The organism is Paenibacillus montanisoli (genome assembly GCF_003268025.1).
Lineage (GTDB): Bacteria > Bacillota > Bacilli > Paenibacillales > Paenibacillaceae > Paenibacillus_Z > Paenibacillus_Z montanisoli.
Map to the genome: position 1 here is coordinate 325633 of NZ_QLUW01000004.1, position 21057 is coordinate 346689.

The 21057-nt window shown below is 56.4% G+C and carries 16 protein-coding genes; all 16 read right to left on the reverse strand.

All coding sequences use genetic code 11. The features are described 5' to 3' along the window. Positions 1-8 precede the first annotated feature (8 nt). Positions 9-1454 carry a CoA-acylating methylmalonate-semialdehyde dehydrogenase gene (locus DL346_RS21175; RefSeq protein WP_112884653.1) on the reverse strand — a complete coding sequence of 482 codons (1446 nt, stop codon included), beginning with the start codon at positions 1452-1454 and terminating at the stop codon, positions 9-11. Positions 1455-1483: 29 nt separating this feature from the next. Further along, positions 1484-2494, reverse strand: a complete 1011-nt coding sequence (iolC, locus tag DL346_RS21180; RefSeq protein ID WP_112884367.1) for a 5-dehydro-2-deoxygluconokinase — start codon at positions 2492-2494, stop codon at positions 1484-1486. 10 nt (positions 2495-2504) lie between these two features. Continuing rightward, a complete protein-coding gene (iolE, locus tag DL346_RS21185) occupies positions 2505-3410 on the reverse strand; it encodes a myo-inosose-2 dehydratase (RefSeq protein ID WP_112884654.1) in 906 nt (301 codons plus the stop codon). Positions 3411-3442: 32 nt separating this feature from the next. Further along, on the reverse strand, positions 3443-5314 hold the full coding sequence (gene iolD, locus DL346_RS21190) for a 3D-(3,5/4)-trihydroxycyclohexane-1,2-dione acylhydrolase (decyclizing) (RefSeq protein WP_112884368.1): 1872 nt from the start codon (positions 5312-5314) through the stop codon (positions 3443-3445). A gap of 407 nt (positions 5315-5721) precedes the next feature. After that, the gene (locus DL346_RS21195) at positions 5722-6246 is read right to left on the reverse strand and encodes a DinB family protein (RefSeq protein ID WP_112884369.1); all 525 of its coding nucleotides are present in this window, start codon (positions 6244-6246) and stop codon (positions 5722-5724) included. 29 nt (positions 6247-6275) lie between these two features. After that, positions 6276-6860: a hypothetical protein gene (locus DL346_RS21200; RefSeq protein ID WP_112884370.1), complete on the reverse strand. Its 585-nt coding sequence runs from the start codon at positions 6858-6860 to the stop codon at positions 6276-6278. A gap of 250 nt (positions 6861-7110) precedes the next feature. Continuing rightward, on the reverse strand, positions 7111-7995 hold the full coding sequence (locus DL346_RS21205; protein ID WP_112884371.1) for a carbohydrate ABC transporter permease: 885 nt from the start codon (positions 7993-7995) through the stop codon (positions 7111-7113). An 18-nt stretch (positions 7996-8013) separates the two neighbouring features. Continuing rightward, positions 8014-8871 (reverse strand): ABC transporter permease, encoded by an 858-nt coding sequence (locus DL346_RS21210; RefSeq protein WP_112884655.1) that lies wholly within the window; start codon positions 8869-8871, stop codon positions 8014-8016. Between the two features lie 127 nt (positions 8872-8998). Beyond that, complete coding sequence (locus DL346_RS21215; protein WP_240633339.1) at positions 8999-10747, reverse strand: extracellular solute-binding protein; 1749 nt, start codon at positions 10745-10747, stop codon at positions 8999-9001. Between the two features lie 114 nt (positions 10748-10861). Beyond that, positions 10862-12484 (reverse strand): response regulator, encoded by a 1623-nt coding sequence (locus DL346_RS21220; RefSeq protein WP_112884372.1) that lies wholly within the window; start codon positions 12482-12484, stop codon positions 10862-10864. After that, entirely contained in the window at positions 12459-14246 is a 1788-nt protein-coding gene (locus tag DL346_RS21225; RefSeq protein ID WP_133257553.1) for a sensor histidine kinase, read from the reverse strand. The genes DL346_RS21220 and DL346_RS21225 overlap by 26 nt, the downstream gene beginning before the upstream one ends. 112 nt (positions 14247-14358) lie before the next feature. Further along, on the reverse strand, positions 14359-15177 hold the full coding sequence (locus DL346_RS21230; protein WP_112884374.1) for a sugar phosphate isomerase/epimerase family protein: 819 nt from the start codon (positions 15175-15177) through the stop codon (positions 14359-14361). Positions 15178-15192: 15 nt separating this feature from the next. Beyond that, a complete protein-coding gene (locus tag DL346_RS21235; protein WP_112884375.1) occupies positions 15193-16356 on the reverse strand; it encodes a dihydrodipicolinate synthase family protein in 1164 nt (387 codons plus the stop codon). Then, positions 16353-17510, reverse strand: coding sequence for a Gfo/Idh/MocA family protein (locus tag DL346_RS21240; RefSeq protein ID WP_112884376.1), 1158 nt, complete (start codon positions 17508-17510; stop codon positions 16353-16355). Before DL346_RS21240 ends, DL346_RS21235 begins: the two co-directional genes overlap by 4 nt. Positions 17511-17600: 90 nt before the next feature. Next, complete coding sequence (locus tag DL346_RS21245) at positions 17601-18737, reverse strand: MFS transporter (RefSeq protein ID WP_165822610.1); 1137 nt, start codon at positions 18735-18737, stop codon at positions 17601-17603. 1 nt (position 18738) lies between these two features. Further along, a complete protein-coding gene (locus tag DL346_RS21250; protein ID WP_112884378.1) occupies positions 18739-21039 on the reverse strand; it encodes a glycoside hydrolase family 95 protein in 2301 nt (766 codons plus the stop codon). Positions 21040-21057: the final 18 nt, after the last annotated feature.

Sequence of the window (21057 nt, forward strand, 5' to 3'; positions counted from 1 at the left end):
GCTCCTTTCTACCAGCGGGCTGTGACCATTTTTTTGCGGGTGTAAAATTCCACGCCGTCCGTGCCATTGGCATGCAGATCGCCGTAGAACGACTTCTTCCAGCCGGAGAAGGGGAAGAATGCCATCGGCGCCGGAACGCCGAGATTGATTCCCAGCATGCCGGCATCGATCGTCTCCCGGAATTGGCGGACATGGCTGCCGTTCTTCGTGAAAAGGCACGCGCCGTTGGCGAAGTCCGATCGGTTCGCAAGCTCGATTGCCTCTTCAAGCGTGTCGACTCGTGCGATTGAGAGCACCGGCGCGAAAATTTCATCCTGCCAAATTTTCATGCCGCCCTTTACGCCGTCGAAGATCGTCGGCCCGACGAAGTAGCCCTTTCCGTCCGCTGCTTCATCTTGACGTCCGTCACGAAGCAGATGAGCGCCTTCTTGTTCGCCGAGTTCAATATAGCTCAGCGTACGCTGCTTATGCGGGGCACGGATGACAGGGCCAAGGAATACGCCCTCCTCGGCACCGTTACCGATCGTCAGGCGGTCGGCGGCTTCTGCCAGCTTGCCCGCGAGCGAGTCCGCGACATCGCCGACAGCCACTACGACGGAGCACGCCATGCAGCGTTCTCCCGCGGAGCCGAAGGCCGCGTTAATGATTTCTTTGACGGTCAAGTCCAGATCCGCATCCGGCATGACGATCGTGTGGTTCTTGGCGCCGGCCAGCGCTTGAACCCGCTTCCCGTGGGCGGATGCCGTCTTATGCACGTACTCGGCCACCGGTTGGGAGCCGACGAAGGAAACGGCCTCAATTTGCGGATGTTCCAGCATGCCGTTCACGACATCATGCGCGCCGTGGACGATGTTGAACACGCCGTCAGGCAGTCCGGCTTCCTTGAACAGCTCCGCGAGCCGGTTGGCTAGTAGCGGCGTGCGCTCGGACGGCTTCAAGATGAAGGCGTTGCCGCAGGCAATGGCAAGCGGAAACATCCAGCACGGCACCATCATCGGGAAATTAAAAGGCGTGATGCCGGCGACGACGCCGACCGGATAGCGGTACATGCCGGATTCCAGATTGGACGCGATGTCCGGCAGCTGCTTGCCCATCATGAGCGTCGGCGCCCCTGCCGCGAATTCCACGCATTCAATGCCGCGCTGCACCTCGCCGTACGCTTCGCCGTAGCTTTTTCCGTTCTCCTGCGTGACCAGCTTCGCCAGCTCCTCCCAATGCTCGACGAGCAGCTGCTGGTACTTGAACAGCACGCGGGCGCGACGCGGGACCGGCGTGGCGCTCCAGGATTTGAACGCTTCCTCGGCCGTTTGAACCGCACGGTCCACGTCTTCCTTCGTGGATAGCGGCACAAGGGCGATCACTTCTTCGGTTGCCGGATTGAAGACCTGCTCGGTCCTCTCCGCCGAGGAAGGGACCCACTCGCCGCCAATCCAGTTCCTCAATACTTGTGTCAACGTCATCTACCCCTCTCATAGGTTGCGGACTAAGTAGCCGTGATCTTTCCGCTATTGCAATCTTCCATATACCGGATCACTTGATCCGCCGTAGGCATCGCGTCGGAGCAGCTATGGCTGGAGATGACGATGCACGCCGCCGCGCTGCCGAATTCCATGCTCCGCTCGATGGTCCAGCCCTCCATAACGCCGTGCAGGAAGCCCGCAGCGTACGAATCGCCGGCCCCGAACGTTTTGACGACCTTGGCCGGGAAGCTTCTGGCTCTGTGGCTCGCTCCGTCGCGGGTATAGGCAATCGACCCTTCCTTGCCATGCTTGATGATGACGATCCGTGCCGAATAGTCGAACCATTTGGACGCCGTAACCCGGTCGTCATGCCCCGGATTCGGATCGAAAGCCTCCATCAAATCGAACTCCTCGCGCGTTCCGAGGATGATATCGCATTTCTCGGCCGCGAGATTGTAGTATACGGCGGTTTCTTCCTTCGACTTCCACGTATATGGACGGTAATCGAGGTCGAACGCGATGACGGCTCCATGCTTCCGGGCATAAGCCAGCGCTTGAAAAACCGCCTCCCGCGAAGGGCTCGCCGCCAGCGCCGTGCCGGAAATCAGCAGCAGCTTTGCCTTGTCGATGACGTCTTCGCTTACCTCGCCTGCCGTCAGCTTCAGGTCGGCGGCATTGTCCCGGTACATCAGGATGCTGCAGTCGGTCGGGCTTTTAATTTCCGTAAAGGCTAGGCCGGTCACGGCTCCCGTATGATCGGTCACGACACTCGCCGTATCGATCCCGTTGCGTTCCAGGTAACCGCTGATGAAGCGGCCCATCTGATCGTCCGCGATTTTGCCGATGAAAGCCGTCTTCCTTCCCAGACGCGACATGCCGATCGCAATATTGGCCGGCGAGCCGCCGACATATTTGGTGAAGGTCATCGTCTCTTCCATCGGGCGATTGATTTCATTGGCATTCAGATCGATGCACAGCCGTCCGATCGCGACGAAATCCAGCGGCTTCTCCGCCGAAAAGAGAATTGGGTTCATAGAGTGCAGCCTACTTTCTGCTCGGGATGAGGGAAGAGATGTGAATGAGCGCGTTTCGCGCATATTCGTACGCCGGGTGAGCCGCCGGATCCTGCTCGCCCTCCAGCAGCGCCCAGCCGCTGTAGTTCCGCTCCAGCAGCTCCTCCACGATCGGGCCGAATTCGAGACAGCCGTCCCCCGGAACGGAGAAGACGCCTTTGCGGATGCAGGTGATGAAATTGGCATTCTCCGAACGTGCTTCATCCAGCACCGCTTGGCGGATATCTTTGAGATGTACGTATGCGATCCGGTTGTAATGCTTCCGCAAAACCTCCAGCGGATCGGCGCCGCCGTAGTAGGCGTGGCCGGTGTCGAACAGCAGGTAGACGAGCTCCGGATCGGTCAGCTCCATTAAGCGGTCGATTTCCTCCGGGCGTTCGACGACGGTTCCTCCGTGATGATGATAGGTTAATTTCAGCCCGTATTCCTTCGCAATGGCGCCTGCGGCATTCAAGCCTTCCGCAAGACTGTGCCACTCTTCCTCCGTAAGCCGCCGCACTTCCTTCTCGTTCGGCGTACGCCGCGGATCGAAGTGAAGCGACCCGCCGATCTCGCAGGTGCTGATGACTTTGCTGCCCATCCCCTGCAGAAATGCGGCATGCTTGCGATACGCCTCAAGCTCTTGCTCCCGGTAAGCCGGATCGGAGAACAGAACGGATTTCCATTGCGACGTCAGCTGAATGCCGCGTTTATCGAGCTCCTGCTTCAGCACGGCCGGATCGGAAGGAAACTTACGGCCCATCTCCGTGCCTGTCAAACCAAGTGCCTGAATCTCGTCGACGATTTGTTCGAACGTCGTCTCATCGCCATGTTCTTTCACGTCTTCTCCGACCCAATTGATCGGATGAATGCCGATTCGGAACGGCAAGCTTTGCAAAATTGGCGTTGGCATATCGTCATTCCCCCTGCCTATCGAAGTGTGATGGATTGAATGCGGGCGTTCATCGCTTTGCCGGCCTTGACGACCTCATCGCTCTCGGACACCTCAGGTACGCCGACATTCCACCAGGACTCGTAACCCGGCGTGTTCGTGCCCGGTACGACCGGAATCTCGATCAGCGTCGACACGGTCTCCCGCTTCGCTGCAACCAGAGCCTCACGCAGCTGCTCCGGATTTTCCGCTTTGTACGCCTTCAGGCCGAGGCTGCGGGCATGTGCCGCAAAATCAATCGGCATATAAGAGCCGGTCAATCTGCCCGTTTCCGGGGACCGGAAGCGGAATTCATTGCCGAAGCCGCCGCTGCCTTGGCTTCTCTGCAAGTTATGGATACATTGGAAACCATGGTTGTCGAGCAGCAGCACCGTCACTTTGCGGCCCTCCTGCAGGCTGGTCACGAGCTCGGAATGAAGCATCAGGTAGCTGCCGTCGCCGACGACGGCATACACTTCACGATCCGGCTCCGCAAGCGCGACGCCGAAGGCGCCGGCGATTTCGTAGCCCATGCAGGAAAAGCCGTATTCCATGTGGTAGGTTCGCGGAGCGGACGGTCTCCATACCCGATGCAGATCGCCCGGCAGGCTGCCCGCTGCGCAGACAACGACCGCGCTGTCATCAATCGTCTCTTGAATGACGCCGAGCGCGCGCGTTTGGGAGGTGCCCGCTTCATGCTCCGCGGCGAATAAGCGGTCTACCTCCTTGTCCCACTCCTGCTTCAGCGCCCCGACGGCATCCAGGTCATAACCGCTGCGGTAGCCTGCTTCAGCAAGAGCGGCCTGCAGCGCTTGCAGCCCTTCCCTGGCATCGGCGGTAACGGCCACGCCGTTCAGCTTCGAGGAGTCGAAGCCGCTGACGTTGATATTCACGAATTGAACGTCCGGATTGCCGAAGGCAGATTTGGAAGCCGTCGTAAAGTCGGAATATCTGGTGCCGACCCCGATAATCAGATCCGCATCCTTAGCCAGCAGATTAGCGGCCAGCGTGCCGGTAACGCCAACGCCGCCTACATTAAGCGGATGATTCCATGGCAAGGAACTCTTGCCTGCTTGCGTTTCCGCCACGGGAATGCCGAACGCTTCGGCGAATGCCGCAAGATGCGCCGTAGCGGAAGCATACAGAACGCCGCCGCCGGCAATAAGGAGCGGCTTCTTCTTCGTCTGCATCAGCTGCGCGGCGCGGCGTACCGCATCGGCCGCCGGCGGACGCCGGTCGATATAATGAATGCGGGGCTCGAAGAAGGAGACGGGGTAATCGTACGCTTCAGCCTGTACATCCTGCGGCAGCGCCAGCGTAACGGCACCGGTTTCCGCTGGATCCGTCAGCACGCGGATGGCCTGCTCTGCGGCCGTCATCAGCTGTTCCGGCCGTACGATGCGGTCCCAATATTTGCTGACCGGCTTGAACGGATCCGTCGCCGAAACGGTGTAATCGCTAGCTACTTCAAGCTGCTGCAGCACCGGGTCGGGCTGTCTGCTGGCGAAATTATCGCCGGGAAGCAGCAGAACCGGAATGCGGTTCGCGGTTGCGGTAGCCGCCGCGGTTACCATATTCAGCGCCCCGGGCCCGATCGAGGAGGTGCAGGCATAGATCTGCTTGCGGTCCTTTTGCTTGGCGAAAGCCGCGGCCGCATGCACCATCCCCTGCTCGTTCTTCCCTTGAATATAAACAAGCTCGCCGGCATTGTTCTCAAGCGCCTCCCCTATGCCAGTTACATTGCCATGCCCGAAAATGCCCATGACGCCTTTCACGAACTTCGTCACTTCTCCGTCAACCGAGATGTACTGGTTATCGAGAAAACGAAGCAGCGCCTGTGCCACCGATAGCCGAATCGTACTGCCGCCCATCTCATTCATCGCCCCTTTTATTAAAGTCATCGATACAGGTTAAGCGCTTAACTTATGAATAAAAAGATAGCGCTTACTAATTACTTTATGAATTAGATTAAGCGCTTAACCTAATACTATAAAATTTCAGTTCAACTGGCAAGAGTTAGTTGGAACTATTTTGCTTGCGACTATAAAAATACAGCCCGCTGGAGGAGAAACTCCCGCGAGCTGTTTTTGCTCAAATCGCTTTGCTTGGCAGTGACTGGCTGCTGCGACGCTCGAGCAAGGCTAGCTGCTCAAGCAGCATAATGCCGCTATCATGATATATGCCAATTGCCAAGGTGAATGGATATATCGGCTCATGCAAAAGAGGACCTTCCGCGATAGAACGACATCTACCATCGGAAAGTCCTTTCTGCTTTTCTCTAATTTGCCCGCTTCCGAATCAGCCTGATCTGCCCGCGATGATTGATTTCATCCTCGCACACATGAAACCACATAAAATAATGGTTCGCCTGCCTGCCCCTCGAAAATTCCTTTTGCCGGTACAGCCACTCGTCGTCGACAGTCTTGAACAACTCAAGGGTCCGTCTGCGGACTTCCTCCAGCTTGTTCAAGTAGAACTGCAGGTCATGGCCTTTGATCTCCGCGCGTCCCGCGTCGCCAAGATCCAGTGCCGCCCCCCACTCAGCCAGCTCCTCCGCGTTTAGCTCCCGCCCCTCAAACGTCTCTACCTGATAGGCATACTCCACCCCGGCAAAATGCAGCAACAGCGCTCCGATGGAATTACTTTGCGGATCAAGCAGAAAATCCAGCTGTTCTTGCGATAGATCTTTAACCGCCTCAATCGTTGTATAGCGCGCGTAATTCATCATGGATAGCAGGCGTCCAATTTGCGGCGTGTAGCCAGGTATGTCGGTGATGAGAAAGATATTGTCCATGTTTTGCATGCGAGGCGCCTCCTAGATAGTAGAGTTAGTTACGCGGGTTGAAAGATTGGTGTCAGTTCCTTCAATGAGTTCCACTGTTCTCTATGCAACAATGCCACCAATAAATTATTACCGGTATCAAAATAGTAGAATCTGCGGTTGCTGCCGTGTTGCTCGAGCAGCATGGAGAAAATCTTAAACAAATTAATATCTAACCAATCGTACTCAAAATTCAAATCATATTTGCAGGCTCGCCCATCGATACGGAACGAAACCGATGCACGCTCAGCCTCAAAGTCAATATCATCCGATATGTCCGTAAGCTCCAGCTCATCTTTGATGAGTTCTCCGATTCGGTTCAGCTTCAATGAATAATCGCCTTGATCTTCGATACACTCTCTGTCGAAGCACCACAATTGATCGCAAATGACTCCCTCACGATCGCTGTCCTTCGGCTCCGATCCCATGTCCATCAATAACAACAAGTATGGCTTAGCTTGATAATCTTTTACAGGGAAGTGAAGAATATCTGCTAATTTATAATTACCATTGAGTCTAATACCGATCTCCTCAAGCTTGCTATATTGTTCGTTCACGGTCGGACCTAGAATGGTACGTTCAAGCCATTTTAGCAACTGCACTCACTCCTGCAACTAGCAATATCAATAGTATCTATAAAGTACCCTGCCTACTTACAGTAGCATAAGTTCGAAAGCTATGTTGGTAAAAAACAAAAAAACCGTTCCCAGTAGAAGGCTCTAGGTTTCTAACGAATCCCTCAGCGCTTATTTCCCTAAAAACGCCGCACGCCAGCCCGCGAGCAAACCCGCAGCAACCGAAAGAAGGACCTTCCGCACACCGGAAGGCCCTTCCCCAATCCCAATCCTACTCCTTTACGCTCCCCAGCACGATCCCCTTCATAAAGAACCGCTGCAGGAACGGATACACCAACAAAATCGGCAAAGCGCCGAGGAAAATCTGCGCCGCTTTGGCCGTGCGGTCATTGACCTCGGTCAGCGACTTCATGTCCGCCGAGGACATCAGCGTCAAGTCGCGGTTGATGACGACCGTCTGCAGATAGCTCTGAAGCGGATAATGGTCCGGCGAGTTCATGAAAATCAACCCGTCGAACCAGGAGTTCCAGTGGTTGACGGTAGCGAATAGCGTAATCGTCGCCAGTGCCGGCAGCGATAACGGAATGAACACCTTCCACAACGTCGTCCAGTGCCCTGCGCCATCGATGAATGCAGCTTCCTCAAGCTCCTTCGGCAGGCCGCGGAAGAAGTTCAGCAGCAGAATGACGTTAAAGACCGGCACCGCGCCGGGCAATACCATCGCCCAAACCGAATCCATGATGCCGGTATACTTGATCGTCATGTACAACGGGATCAAGCCGCCGCTGAACAGGATCGTCACGACGAACACCCAAGCGTACACGGTCCGAAACGCGAACTTCTTCGCTTCCTTCGCCAGCGGATATGCGATCAGCACGGTGAGCAGCATATTGAACGGCACCCCGATGCCGACCCTCTTCAGCGTCACGAGTATGGACTTGAAGAACGCCGGCTTTTTCATGACATAGTCATACGAGCTCATCGTGAATTCAACCGGCCACAGCTTCACGTAACCGGCCTGGGCTGCGGCGCTTGAGCTGAACGATATCGCGAGCACGTGAATGATCGGCAGTATGCAAAGAACGCCAAGGCAGGCTAGAAAGACATAGTTAAAGGATAAGAACACTCGTCGGCTTAACGTGTAATGCTCCAGCATCCCCGCTCACTCCTCCCATCAGAAAATACGATATTTGGCGAAACGGTACGCCAGATAATACGACGTCGAAATAAAGATGAGCGAGACGACCGACTTGAAGATCCCTACCGCCGTCGCAACCCCGTACTGCGCGTCGATCAGGCCGATGCGGTACACGAAGGTGTCGATAATATCCCCGGTCTCGTACACCTGCGGGCTATATAAATTAAACACCTGGTCAAACCCGGCGTTCAGCACATTTCCTAAGCTTAAAGTCATTAACAAGACGATGATCGATGCCATCCCCGGCAAGGTCACGTGCAGCGTCTGCTTCCATCTGCCCGCGCCGTCCACGATCGCCGCTTCGTAAAGCGTCGGGTTAATGCTCGTTAAGGCCGCTAAATAAACGATGGTATTAAACCCGAACTCCTTCCACGTATCCGTGGCAACCAGCACATAGCGGAACCAGCTGTTGTCCCCGAGAAAATAAATCGGCTCCACGCCGAACCAGCCCAGCACTTGATTGACGATCCCGCTTGTCGGCGACAAAATGTCGATCAGAATGCCCCCGAGAATAATCCACGACAGGAAGTGCGGCAAATAAATAATCGTCTGAATCCCGCGTTTGAACAATTCCTTGCGCACCTCGTTCAGCAGCAAGGCGGTAATGATCGGCGCGATTAGGCCCACGATGATCTTCATGATCGCAATATAGATCGTGTTAAGGATGATCCGGCCCGATTCCGGCATTTCCAACACATAGCGGAAGTTGTCCAATCCGGCCCATTTAGAGCCGAAGATGCCCTTCGCGGGCGTGAACTTCTCAAAAGCGATAATGAAGCCGAACATCGGCCCGTAGCTGTAAACAAGAATGAGGATGAGTCCCGGTAATATCATCAGGTGCAGCGGAAGCTGCCCGGCCCATTTTTTCAAAGCGTTCCCTCCCTGCCCCGAAGCGCATTCGAGTTCAATAAAACGGGGGAAGACGCCGCTTCCCCCGCCATGCAATCACAATCCGGTCCGCTTACTGGTTCTTCGCCCACTCGTTCACTTCTTGCGTAATCTCATCGCCGCCAAGCTTCTTCCACTCTTCGACGAATTTATCGAACGTATCGAGCGAGTCGCCCATGATGATCTTCGTGAACGTCTCGAGCTCTCTCTTCTGCAGGTTTGATTCCTTCTCGACCATCGCAGGCGTTGGAGCGCCGTAGAAGCCTGTCAGCTGCAGCATATTGCCGCTCACATACTGGTTAATGACCTTAAACGAGCCTTCCTTGCCGAATACGCGCTCATAGGCCCAGTTCAGCGGCTCTTTGCTGGAGCCGTCCATCCAGGAGAGGAGTTTGTCATGGTTATCCTTCTCTTCCGGATTCAGGCTGGACGTGTCTTTGCTGTCGAGAGCAGCGGAGACGTGAAGGTGGATATCCAGGTTTTTGCGCGCTGGCCATGCTTGGAACGGCATCATCTTGAACTTCTCGAAGCCGTCGCCGGTGAAGTACGCCGCATAGTTCTCAGGCGTCGTCGTTTCGCCCCAGCCGGTTTCTACGAACAGGTTGATCATCTTCAGCAGCGCTTCCGGATGAGCAGCGCCCTTCTTCACGGCAAAATATTGTCCGGTCGAGAAGCCGACCTGCGGCGTTACAGGCTTATCGTCAACGGAAACGAGCGGATACGACTGCCACTCTGCGTTACCGTCGTTCTTCTTGTTGTCGACCAGCGGCCACAACGGGTTCCACATTTGGCCGAACTGCATGCCGATTTTGCCCGAAGCCGTCAATTCCGCTTCTTTACCGCCGTCTTTAACGCCGAACTCTTTGTCGATTTGGCCTTTTTTGTACAGCTCTTGCAGTACGCCCAGGGCCGTCTTCATCTCGGGCTGAATGGAGCCGTACACCAGGTTGCCGCTGGCGTCCTTGATCCAGGATTTCGGATACGCGTGGTAGCTGTTCATAATACCCGTAATATCCGCGAAACCGCCGTACAAGTCTTTATTCATCGCGATGCCGTAGGTGTCCGCTTTGCCGTTGCCGTCCGGATCTTGCGTCGTGAACGCATCGGAGATCGCCAGCACGTCGGCCATCGTTTGCGGCGGCTGCAAACCGAGCTTGTCGAGCCAATCTTTGCGAATCCAGATCATAGCCGCTCCGTCCATGGAAGAGCCGGTATTCGGAATCGCCATCAGCTTGCCGTCGAATGTGGCGGACGCAAGCGCGGCCGGACCGTCTTGATTAAGAATCTCCTTCAGGAAAGGAGAAGCGTATTTCTCGTAAATCGCCGTCAGATCCTCCAGCTCATCGGCTTCCTGCAGCTGCTTCAGCTGCTTGGCGTTGACCGGAATGAGTTCCGGCAGATCGCCGGAAGCGATGGAGACGTTCATTTTCTGCTCGCCTTGGCCGCCCGGCTGGTCGCCGCTGACGACCCAGTCGTATTTGACATTAATGCCAAGCTTCTCTGAGAGCAGCTTTGTCCACATGTTGTCTTCAATCGTTTGGCCTTCCATGAATTTGAAGGTGTCGTTAATGATGCGTACGCTTGTCACGTCGATCGCCGGATCGTACTTGCCGAAGTAAGGATCAGCCTCCGTCGCAGGTGCCGGCTCCTCGTTCGTCGCCGCATTGCCTTCATTCGTGGCGGTGTTCGTCGTTGTGTTGGTCTTGTCATTCCCCGTGGAATCGGAAGTGTTCTTGTTGTTTCCGCCATTTCCGCAAGCGGTTACAAATACGAAAATAAAAGTCATGAGCAGAACCGCAGTCCATTTGAATGGCTTTCGCATTCCTGTAGCCTCCCTTTTATTTTTACAAGCATCCTTCCTTTTCAGTATAGAATGGTACCGCTTTCACTCACTATGTGACAATTTATAGATTCGTAATCTCTTGTTTAGATCGTGCTATTCCCTGACCCGGTACTCCTGCGGCGTGAGCTGAATCCGTTTCTTGAAGAAGCGGATAAAATAGCCCGATGTCTCAAAGCCGACCCGATCCGCGATCTCATGGATCTTGAGCGGCGTATCCGTCAGCAGCTCCTTCGCCTTCTCCAGGCGCAGTTCGGCAATGTACTCCGACAGGTTGGTCCCGGTCTGCTGCTTATAGAGCACCGACAGATAGGCAGGGTTCAAATACACGATTTCGGATAGGCTGGTCAGCGACAGATCGCCGCCGAGGTTGCCGCGGATATACTGCTGCAGCTTCGTGATGATCTGATGGGTCCGTTCATGTTGCATGGACTTGCGCCTTGCATAGATAGATGCTGCCGTCTTAAGCAGATAGCGCAGGGCGGACTCACGGGTTTGATGGGCGGAGAGATTCATCAGCGTATCGATGTCCGTGCCGAATCCATCCTCTGAACCAGACCCGCCTCGTGATTCCCCGATCTGCGACAGCTGGCTAAGCAGCAGATTGGCAACCATATAATAGACGAGAGCGTAATCGGCAAATTGATTGGGGAGCGCGGTGTAATGCTTGATAGTCTCCGAAAACTCCTCCTCGGTTCCGTCCTCCAGCAGCCGTTCCAGCTGGGCCGTCATTGTTCGAAGCGAAGGAAGCGAGGCATGCGGCTGACCGCTCTCCTCGCGTTCATCCAGAATGAGCAGCATCCGGTCTTTTGAGCCAAGGCCGACAAGAAGCCGCTTCTTCATCTGTTCATAAACGCGCGGCAGCTGCTCCCATGCGGCGGGTTTCGAAGCGCAAATCAGCGAGACCGGCAGCTTGAGCAGCTTGCCGCAGGTCTGCTGGATGGATTCCATTGTGCCCTGCGCGAAGCTGACCGCTTCTCGCCATCGGTCCGGGTCCGCATCGCGGGCAGGCTGCAGCAGGATGACAACATGATGCATGTCCAGACTTGCCGTAAACGCAGTGAGGGAGCCGTAGTACTCGGTAGCGATATTTTGGACGGCGTATAGAAGCAAAGCCCGGTCCTGATAGCCTTCGTCGCCCCATCGGTCGATGCGCCCGATAATCGGCATGACGGGCAGACCGCCATGCAGCGGAATGTGCAGCTCCCGCAGCTTCTCCTCCGTTACGGGCGGATGCGTACCATGAAGCTCCAGCACTTCCATCAGCCAATCCCGGTGCAGCAGCGGCAGCGCCCGGCTCATCCGTTCCTTCGCCTGCAGCATGAATTGGCGGCTCTCCGATTCGGCCGCCAAGCTTTCGATCGCCTTTCGGATGCTGCGAATGATCGCTTCATCGCCTTCGGTTTTTAGAATGTAGTCGATCGAGCCTGTCCGAATGGCAAGCTGCGCGGTTTCCAGGTTGTGAATGCCCGTTAGAAAGATGATCTTGCAGCGCGGCCACTGCGCCACGATGCGCTGCTGCAGCTCAAGTCCCGTCATGCCCGGCATCCGAACGTCGCTCAGCACAATATCGATCTTCGTCCGGGACAGCCATTCCAGCGCTTCCTCCGGCGAGTAAGCGCGGTAAATATCCAGCTCCAGACCCGGTGTGTCCTCAATCATTTCATATAAGCCGTCAACCGTGAATTTCTCGTCATCCACAATCAATAAGCGGTTCATGCTGCGCAAGCGCCTCCCTCGGAATCGTCATCGTCACCTTCAAGCCCCGTTCCTCGCCTAGACCGAGCGTCAGGCCGCCGCCTCCATACTTGATAATGATGCGCCGGTGCACGTTCAGCAGACCGGTATGCTCCGTAGGCTGCGCTTTGTCGAGCAAGCTCGTCTGCAGCTCGCGCACCTTCTCTTCATCCATGTTGTCGCCATTGTCGGTGATCGAAATTTCGATGGCCCCCGGCTTTCGGCTGAATTCGACCGTAATGAGCCCGCCCCTGCGCTTGTTCTCCAAACCGTGGTTGTAGGCGTTTTCAATAATCGGCTGCACGATGAGACGCGGTACCGGAAAGTCGCGCAGTTCCTCGGGCACTTCCTCGAACTCCACCATTATCCGCTCAGAGAAGCGGATCGATTGAATTTCCGCATAGGTGCGGGCATGGTGGATTTCGTTGGCCAGCGGCACTTCGTCCGAGCCGTCGCGCGTAATGTACTGAAAATATTCGCCCAGATGTTTCGTGAAATAGATGACGTTGTCATGATCCCGCTGCTGAGCCATTCGGTACAAAATAAAATAGCTGTTATACAGAAAATGCGGATTGATCTGCGACTGCAAATGCCTCAGTTCCGCGAGCCGGGCCAAGTATTGCTGCTCGTACACCTCATGGACAAGCTTGTCGAGCTGCTTCACCATGCCGTTGAACTGCCCGTACAAGTAGCCGAACTCATCCTGCAGCGGATAGTGCACCTCCAAATTGAACTGCCCCTGCTCGATGCGCCGGAAGGAGCGGACAAGCCGTTTGAGCGGCTGGTGAATAATGAGATAGATGCTGTAGGAAAACAGCAGAATAAGGAAGACGGATACCCCCGATAGTACGTAGAACCAGAATCGATAGACTTGCAGAGGTGAGTTGACCTTGCTGTCGGGCACATACATGAGCAGCGTCATATCCAGGCTGTGCGAATGGTTGGAGACGACCAAATACGACTCATCCTTCCACTCGACCGTCTGAAGCTTCCCTTCTTCCGCGGCCTCGTCCTCCTGCTGAAAATCATGAATAAGCGCTTCGTCCACCACCGTACCTGCGCCCCCGGTAATGATAAAGGACTGCTTGCTGCCGACCAGCGCCGTATGGCCGCCATCGTTCGTAAACTCCTGCAGCACCATGCCCAGCTCGCGGCGCGAAATCTCAATGGCTAGCAGGAATACCGGGCTCTGCCTGCTCGAAATGGCAGGGTCGGGATAGGGAATGCTGATGAAGATCCGGTCCTTCCACAGCAGGAAGGGAGATTCGAAACGATTAGTCGATTTCGTAAGCGCGATAAACTGCTCTTCGTCGAAAGCTCCGATAATATTGGTATTAGCCGATATGGTACGGTCCATGGCGGGAATGAACGCGATGGCGTTCTCCACGAATTTGCTGGATTTCTTCAGCGCGTCCAGCCGGCTCTTGAGCCGTAGCTGCGACTGCATTTTTTCAATTTCGCTCATCACCTCGGAGGATGACGTCAGCTTAAGCAGGTCGTCGTCATTGACTACTTCCTGCAGCTGCCGAATGGCGCTGTCGATGTCGAACTCCAGCATGTTCATATATAGAGAAGTACGGGAGACTAAGGAATCGGTAATTTCCTTCTGGATATGGGATGAGCCGGTCTCATTCATTTTCCAGCTGATGATGTAAAGAGGAACAAGCGTAACAAGGAAAGTGAGGACAAGCTTGGGCAAAATCGAAAGCGAAGCCAAACGTTTCAGGAAGACCAGCGCTGCCACCCCCGGGATGTTCGGTATTGCGGTTAGTTTATCACATTTACAATCCGGTTAGGATTAAAAAATAAACAGACAAACAGCCGGACAAGGGGGAATATCCTTATCCGGCCGTTTATTATACATGCTCCGTATATCGGGTCTTTATGAGGGATAATAATTCATCGCCGGGAAGATCCCATAGCGTCCGATTAAAGATTTCAACCTCGATCGTCCCCGCATACCCCGCCTCTTCGACCGCCCCCCGGATTCGCCGCAGCTCGATCACGCCGTCCCCCATCATTCCCCGGCCCATCAAGAGATCCGGCGTCGGCACGATCCAATCCGATACGTGATACCCCAAGATCCGCCCCTTGGCACGGTCGATTTGCCGGTATAAATCCGGATCCCACCAGACATGGAATACATCGACGATGACACCGACCTGATCCGGCCTATAACGCTCAGCGAGCGTATTGGCATGGTCAAGCGTCACGATGACGGAACGCTCGGCGGCGTACATCGGATGAAGCGGCTCGATCCCCAGCTTGATGCCGCAGGACTCGGCGAACGGGACCAGCCGATCGATTCCTTCCGCCACCCATTTGCGGGCACTGTCGATATCCCGGTCCGGCGCCGGTCCGCAAACAAGCACGAGCACATCCGTACCCAGCTCGGCCGCCTCCTCTACGGCACGGCGGTTATCGTCGAGACGCCGGCCGCGCTCCTCGGCGGTTGACGCGGCGAACATCCCTCCCCGGCACAGGCTGGATACCTTCAGACCGCTGTCCCGTATGATTCGCTTGCTTTCCGCCAGACCGATCTCATTCAGCTTATGGCGCCAGATCGCAATCGAGGGAATTTCCGCCCGCAGGCAGCCTTCAACCGCTTCCTTCAGGCTCCAGGGATCCTTCGTAATTTGGTTCAAGCTCAACCGTTCGCAAGTCGTCAGCTGCATAGGCTGCTCATCCTCCTAATTGATGCCGGCCAGCGCAAGCACCGGCTTCATCCGCTGTGCGGCCAGCTCCGGATCGGCCAGCAGCCCCGCCTGGTCGGCCAGCACGAAGAGTTCGGCAAGATGCGAGATGGAGCGCGCTCCCTCCGCTGCGCCTATCATCCGGAAATGGGATTGGTGGCCATTCAGGTAAGCCATGAACACGACCCCGGTTTTATACGCATAAGTGGGGGCTTGGAAAATATGCCGCGACAAAGGGACCGTCTTGTCGAGAATCGCGCTGTACCGCGAATAGTCGCCTTCGTCCAAGGCGTGGATCGCAGCCGCCGCTGCCGGCGCGATGGCGTCGAAGATGCCGAGCAGCGCATGGCTGTAGCCGTGCTCGTCACCGCGAATCAGCTCGGGATAGTTGAAGTCGTCTCCCGTATACATCTTCACGTTGGCCGGCAGCCTCCTGCGCATTTGAATCTCTTTGCCCGCATCAAGCAGCGAAATTTTGATGCCGTCCACCTTGTCCGCATGATTATGGATAATGCGCAGGCACACGTCCATGGCAGCCTCCGTGTCCTTGAAGCCCCAATATCCGGACAGCGCAGGGTCGAACATATCGCCCAGCCAATGCAGAATAACGGGCTCTTTGACTTGGCGCAAGATCGTGCCGTACACGCGCTCGTAGTCTTCCGGGCTTGTTGCGCAAGCAGCCAAGGCGCGGCTGGCCATGAGAATGATCCGCCCGCCATGCCCTTCGATGAAGGAGCACTGCTCTTCATAGGCGGCTTCAACATCGGCAAGAGTGACCTTAGGCCCCGGCGCCAGATGGTCGGTACCCGCCCCGCAGGCAAGCCGGCCATGCACGGCGCGGCTTTCAATGATGGAACGGCGGATGAGCTCCTGAGCCCTCGGCCAATCCAGCCCCATGCCGCGCTGGGCGGTATCCATCGCTTCGGCGACGGAAAGTCCGAGCGACCACAGATATCTACGGTAGGCAAGCGTAGATTCCCAGTCGATCTGTCCGGCATGCAGCGGCTCTGTCGTCGTTAACGGATTGCATACCACATGGGCCGCGGAGTATGCGATGCGGCTCTGCAATGGCTTGCTCGGCAGCTCGAATGCGCTGCCTTTGCCCGGCTTGTAGGTCATCATCGCCCCGCCGGCGCGAGGGAGTCGAAGTTCCAGGCTCATCGGCAGCCCTCCAAATCCGGCACGTCGATCCAGCGCCGTTCTTTCCACGACAGAAGGCCAAGCTCGGCCAGCTGCGTTCCCTTCGCCCCTTCCATGAGATCCCAGCGGAATGGCGCGTCCCCGACGACATGCTTCAGGAACAGCTCCCACTGCACCTTGAAGCCATTATCGAAAATTTGGTTGTCCGGTACCGTTTCCCACTGCTCCCGGAAGCGGAAGGGGTTGGCGACATCCGGATTCCATACCGGCTTCGGCGTATTGACCCGGTGCTGCACCTTGCATTCACGTAAACCGGCGGCAGCGCTGCCCTCCGTTCCGTCCACTTGAATGTTGAGCAGATCTTCGCGGTCGACGCGCACCGCCCACGAAGAATTGACCTGCGCGATAATGCCGCCTTCCAGCTCGAACGTCCCGTATGCGGCGTCGTCCGCGGTACACGTATAGGGCTGCCCCTTCTCGTCCCATCGCTTAGGAATATGCGTGGTGCCGAGGCAGGACACCGATTTGACGTTACCGAACAGATTATCGAGCACGTAACGCCAGTGGGCAAACATATCCACGATGATGCCGCCGCCGTCTTCCTGGCGGTAATTCCAGGACGGACGCTGCCCCGCTTGCCAATCGCCCTCGAACACCCAATAGCCGAACTCGATCCTCACCGAAAGGATGCGTCCGAAGAAGCCGGAATCCACCAGCCGTTTCAGCTTGAGAACCCCCGGAAGAAACAGTTTGTCTTGCACGACGCCGTTCTTCAGACCAGCCTCATTGGCCAGCCGGGCAAGCTCCAGCGCCTCCTCCAGCGTGGACGCCGTCGGCTTCTCGCAATACAGATGCTTCCCGGCCGCAATGGCTTTGCGCATGCTTTCCGCCCGCAGCACGGTCGTCTGCGAATCGAAGTAAATTTCGTTGTTCGCATCCGCCAAGCATTCATCCAGGTTGGTGCTCCAGCGAGCGATGCCGTGCGCCGCCGCCAATGCTTTCAGCTTCGCTTCGCTGCGCCCGACCAGAATAGGGTCAGGCATGATGGTTACGCCGTTCTCCAGCTTGACGCCGCCTTGCTGCCTAATCGCCAGAATGGAACGGATCAAGTGCTGATTCGTGCCCATCCTTCCGCTTACTCCGTTCATAATGATCCCGATTTTGCGCTCGCTCATGTCCATTTACTCCCTTCGTAATTGCAAACTATTGAGTAGATTTTAGCTCAACCGAAGGGCAATAATCTTATGAAGATCGGAACGGAATTCTCAATAACGGAAACGAATTTGCGATACGAAGTGGGCGGCCAAGGCCATGGCGGAAAACGCCAGCAGCGGCATAAAGACCGTCGTCGAGCCGGCCTGCTGCAAGTAAACGCCTACTGCCAGCGGAACTACGACCGTAAACAGGTTATAGGACGCTTCAATCAGGATATTGGCCCGGACGACCGTGTCCTTGTCGGTCATCGCATTCACGTAAGAGACGGAGAAATAATAGCCGTGCCCAATCATGAGCCCGCACATGATGCTTGCCGCGAGCAGGCTGACGAACGAGTAATGGAGGAACGGCAGCACGAATGCCGCAGCCGCTCCCGCATATAGATAAGGGGCTATTTTTCGCGGGCCGAATTTGTCGCTCAGCATGGCTGCGGGAAGCTGGCCCGCAAGCGCGGACAGCGGAAACAAAGATAAGATTAACGACGTTTGCGCCTCGCTGAAGCCTCTGTCGCGGGCCTCCATCGGGAAGATGGCGGTTAAGCAGATTTCGCAAAATCCGAACAGTATGGCCGGCAGCATCGCAACCCAGATTCGTTTCAGAATGCGAAGTCTCGAAACGGAGCCTGCGTGATGATCGCTCGCCGGCAAGAACGTATTCCGGATTTGCATCACCGCGGCCAGGATGCCGACATACAGCACGACAACCGCAATTAACGGCAGCCGGACATCGACCGCTTTCAGATTCGTGAGCAGCGGCCCGGCGGTCAAACCTAAGCCGAACACGACGCCCAGCATGCTGACGAAGAACGCTTTCCTCGTCTTCAGCTCGATTCCGATCGACACCTGCGGAGGCATGAAGATCAGACTGAAGGACATGCCGAGCAGATAGCGGACGACGATCCATAACGCTATGGAATAAGGAGCCGCAATAAGCGCAAGCAGCAGCACGATCTGCAGCAGGATCCCGATCAGCATCGTACGCTGGAAACCGATTCGGCGAACGACGCGCTCCGAGAAGAAATTAACGGTCAGTCCGCCAAGCGGCAGCATCGCGGCTACGACGCCCGCAAGCGCGGACGATAGCTTCAGATCGTGCGAGATGAAGGCAAAGAGCGGAATAACCACGCCAAGATGAACGCTTGCAATGAAGCAGACAACGATGTAGATGATAAGCCGCGATTTCTCCATGCTACTTCGAACCCGCGAAAATAACGGTCCGCTCCGATGCGGACAGCGTGACGGCCCGCATCTGCCCTGCACAGCTCCATTGAATGCTGCAATTCCGGTCAGCCGTCATTACGGCATCACGCAGTTCTCCCTGCTCCCATGCCAGATCAACCGTAACGGAGCCGCGCACGCGCAGGCCTTGGGCGGAGCCGCTCCGCCATTCCGCGGGCAGCGCCGGGAGCAGCCGAACGATGCCGCCTTGCGACTGCACGAGCAGCTCGGCCATCATGGCCGTGACGCCGAAGTTGCCGTCGATTTGAAAAGGCGGATGAATATCGAACAAATTCGGCAGCACGTTATTGGCGAGCATATGCTTCACATGGAACTGCGCCTCGTCTCCCTTGAACAGCCGGGCGTAGAAGCAAGCGAGCCACGCTCGGCTCCAGCCGGTTTGTCCGCCGCCGTGCGCCAGCCGATACTCCAGCGATCTTTCGGCTGCGGCCGCCAGCTCGGGCGTCCCGTCCGGCGTAATGATGCCCGCAGGATGCAGACCGTAGAGATGGGCGATATGCCTGTGCCCCGGCTCCGGTTCGCCGAAATCCTCCATCCATTCCGCCAGCCGCCCGTCAGGGAGGATGCGCATGGGAGGCAGACGGTCCTTCGTTTGCTTGACCCGCTCCAGCCATTCCGGGCTTTCGCCGGTTACCTCTCTCATTTCGATAACGGAATCGAACAGCTCGATCAGCAGCTGGGTATCCATGGTCGGTCCCATGCAGATCGCCAGCGAACGTCCTTCTTGGTCATAGAAGCGGTTCTCCGGCGAGTTGGACGGCGCCGTGACGAGGTAGCCGGTAACGGGATCGGCACATAGAAAATGCATATAAAATTCGGTTGCTTCCCGGATGAGCGGATAGAGCTTCAGGAACAGCTCCCGATCGCCCTCGAAGCGGAAATGCTCCATGATATGGGCGCATAGCCAGCCCGTCGCGCCAGGGTAGGAGCCCCAAGAAGGGTCTTGGCCGGGGGACGTGAAGAACCACGGATTGGTCAGCGTATGGACGACCCAGCCTGGTGCCCCGTAATGAACGGCAGCCGTTTTCCTTCCCGACTCCGCCAATCGCTCGATTAGCCAAAATAAAGGCAGATGGCAGTCCGCCAAGTTGGTCATCAACGCCGGCCAATAATTCATCTGCAAATTGATGTTCAGATGCCAATCGCAATTCCAGCGCGGGTTAATATCCTTGCACCAGATGCCCTGCAGGTTAGCGGGCATCCTCCCCGGCGCCTTCGAGCTTGCGATGAGCAAATAGCGGCCGTAGCGAAAGAACAGGTTTTCCAAGCCGATGTCCGCCTGCCCCTCCGACACGAGCTGCAGCCGGGCATCGGTCGGAAGCCGGTCACCTAAGCCGGAAGAGAAGTCGATGTCGCAGCGATCGTAGAAGCTGGCGAATTCATGCTCATGCCTGTGCTTTATCTCAGTGTAATCGAACATAAGGCCGGCCCTCTCCAAATCACGCTTCGTCGATGCATCCGGGTCCTCGCCCCAGTAAGACGAACGGATGGCGGTCAGCAGAATGACTTCATCCGCGCCTATTACCTCGATCCGGCCGCGATGCAGTTCCACCGTTCCCCCGCTCGCCATGACCCGCGTACGAACGCAGAACGACAGCCCGCCATACAATACGGCCCGCAGCACCAGCTCTTGATCCTCGACCGTTAAGGTATGCGCATCTCCGCCCCGCTTCAGTGCTGCGTTCAGCGTAACGGAGCCCGGGGCCGCGCAATGAATGCGCGTCACGATCACGTCTTCCTCGGCCGGAATAAAGGTTTCGTGCGCAAACGGATGCATCCGTTCCGTAAAGCGGTAGGTATCCCGCTTATACCCGGAGCTGACGATCCCCTGTCTTAGCGCGAGCTGGCGTTCATAGCCGGCGTAGTGCTCCACCGTGCCGAAATCGAGCTCCAATTCGCCCGCCGTCTCGAACGTGCCGTAGTCAAGCCGGCTGCCTCCGACTTCAGGCGCGCCATCCCCTCTGCAGATCAAAACCTTTTTGCACAGCTCTTCCGCTTCCCAATAGTTGCGCGCAAACAGCTTCTCGCGGATTTCCTGCAAATGGGTCAGGCAGTCCGGATTATCCGCATCCTGCCTTTGACCCGAATAGATGGACTCCTCATTGAACTGAATCGTTTCCTTCTCCACGCCGCCGTAAACCATCGCTCCCAGCCGGCCATTCCCAAGCGGAAGGCTTTCGCCCCAACAGGTGGCCGGTTTGCGGTACCATAAGCGATGGTTGCTCTGGCGATCCTCCAGCTTCTCGTTCATCGTTCGCGCTCTCCTTCG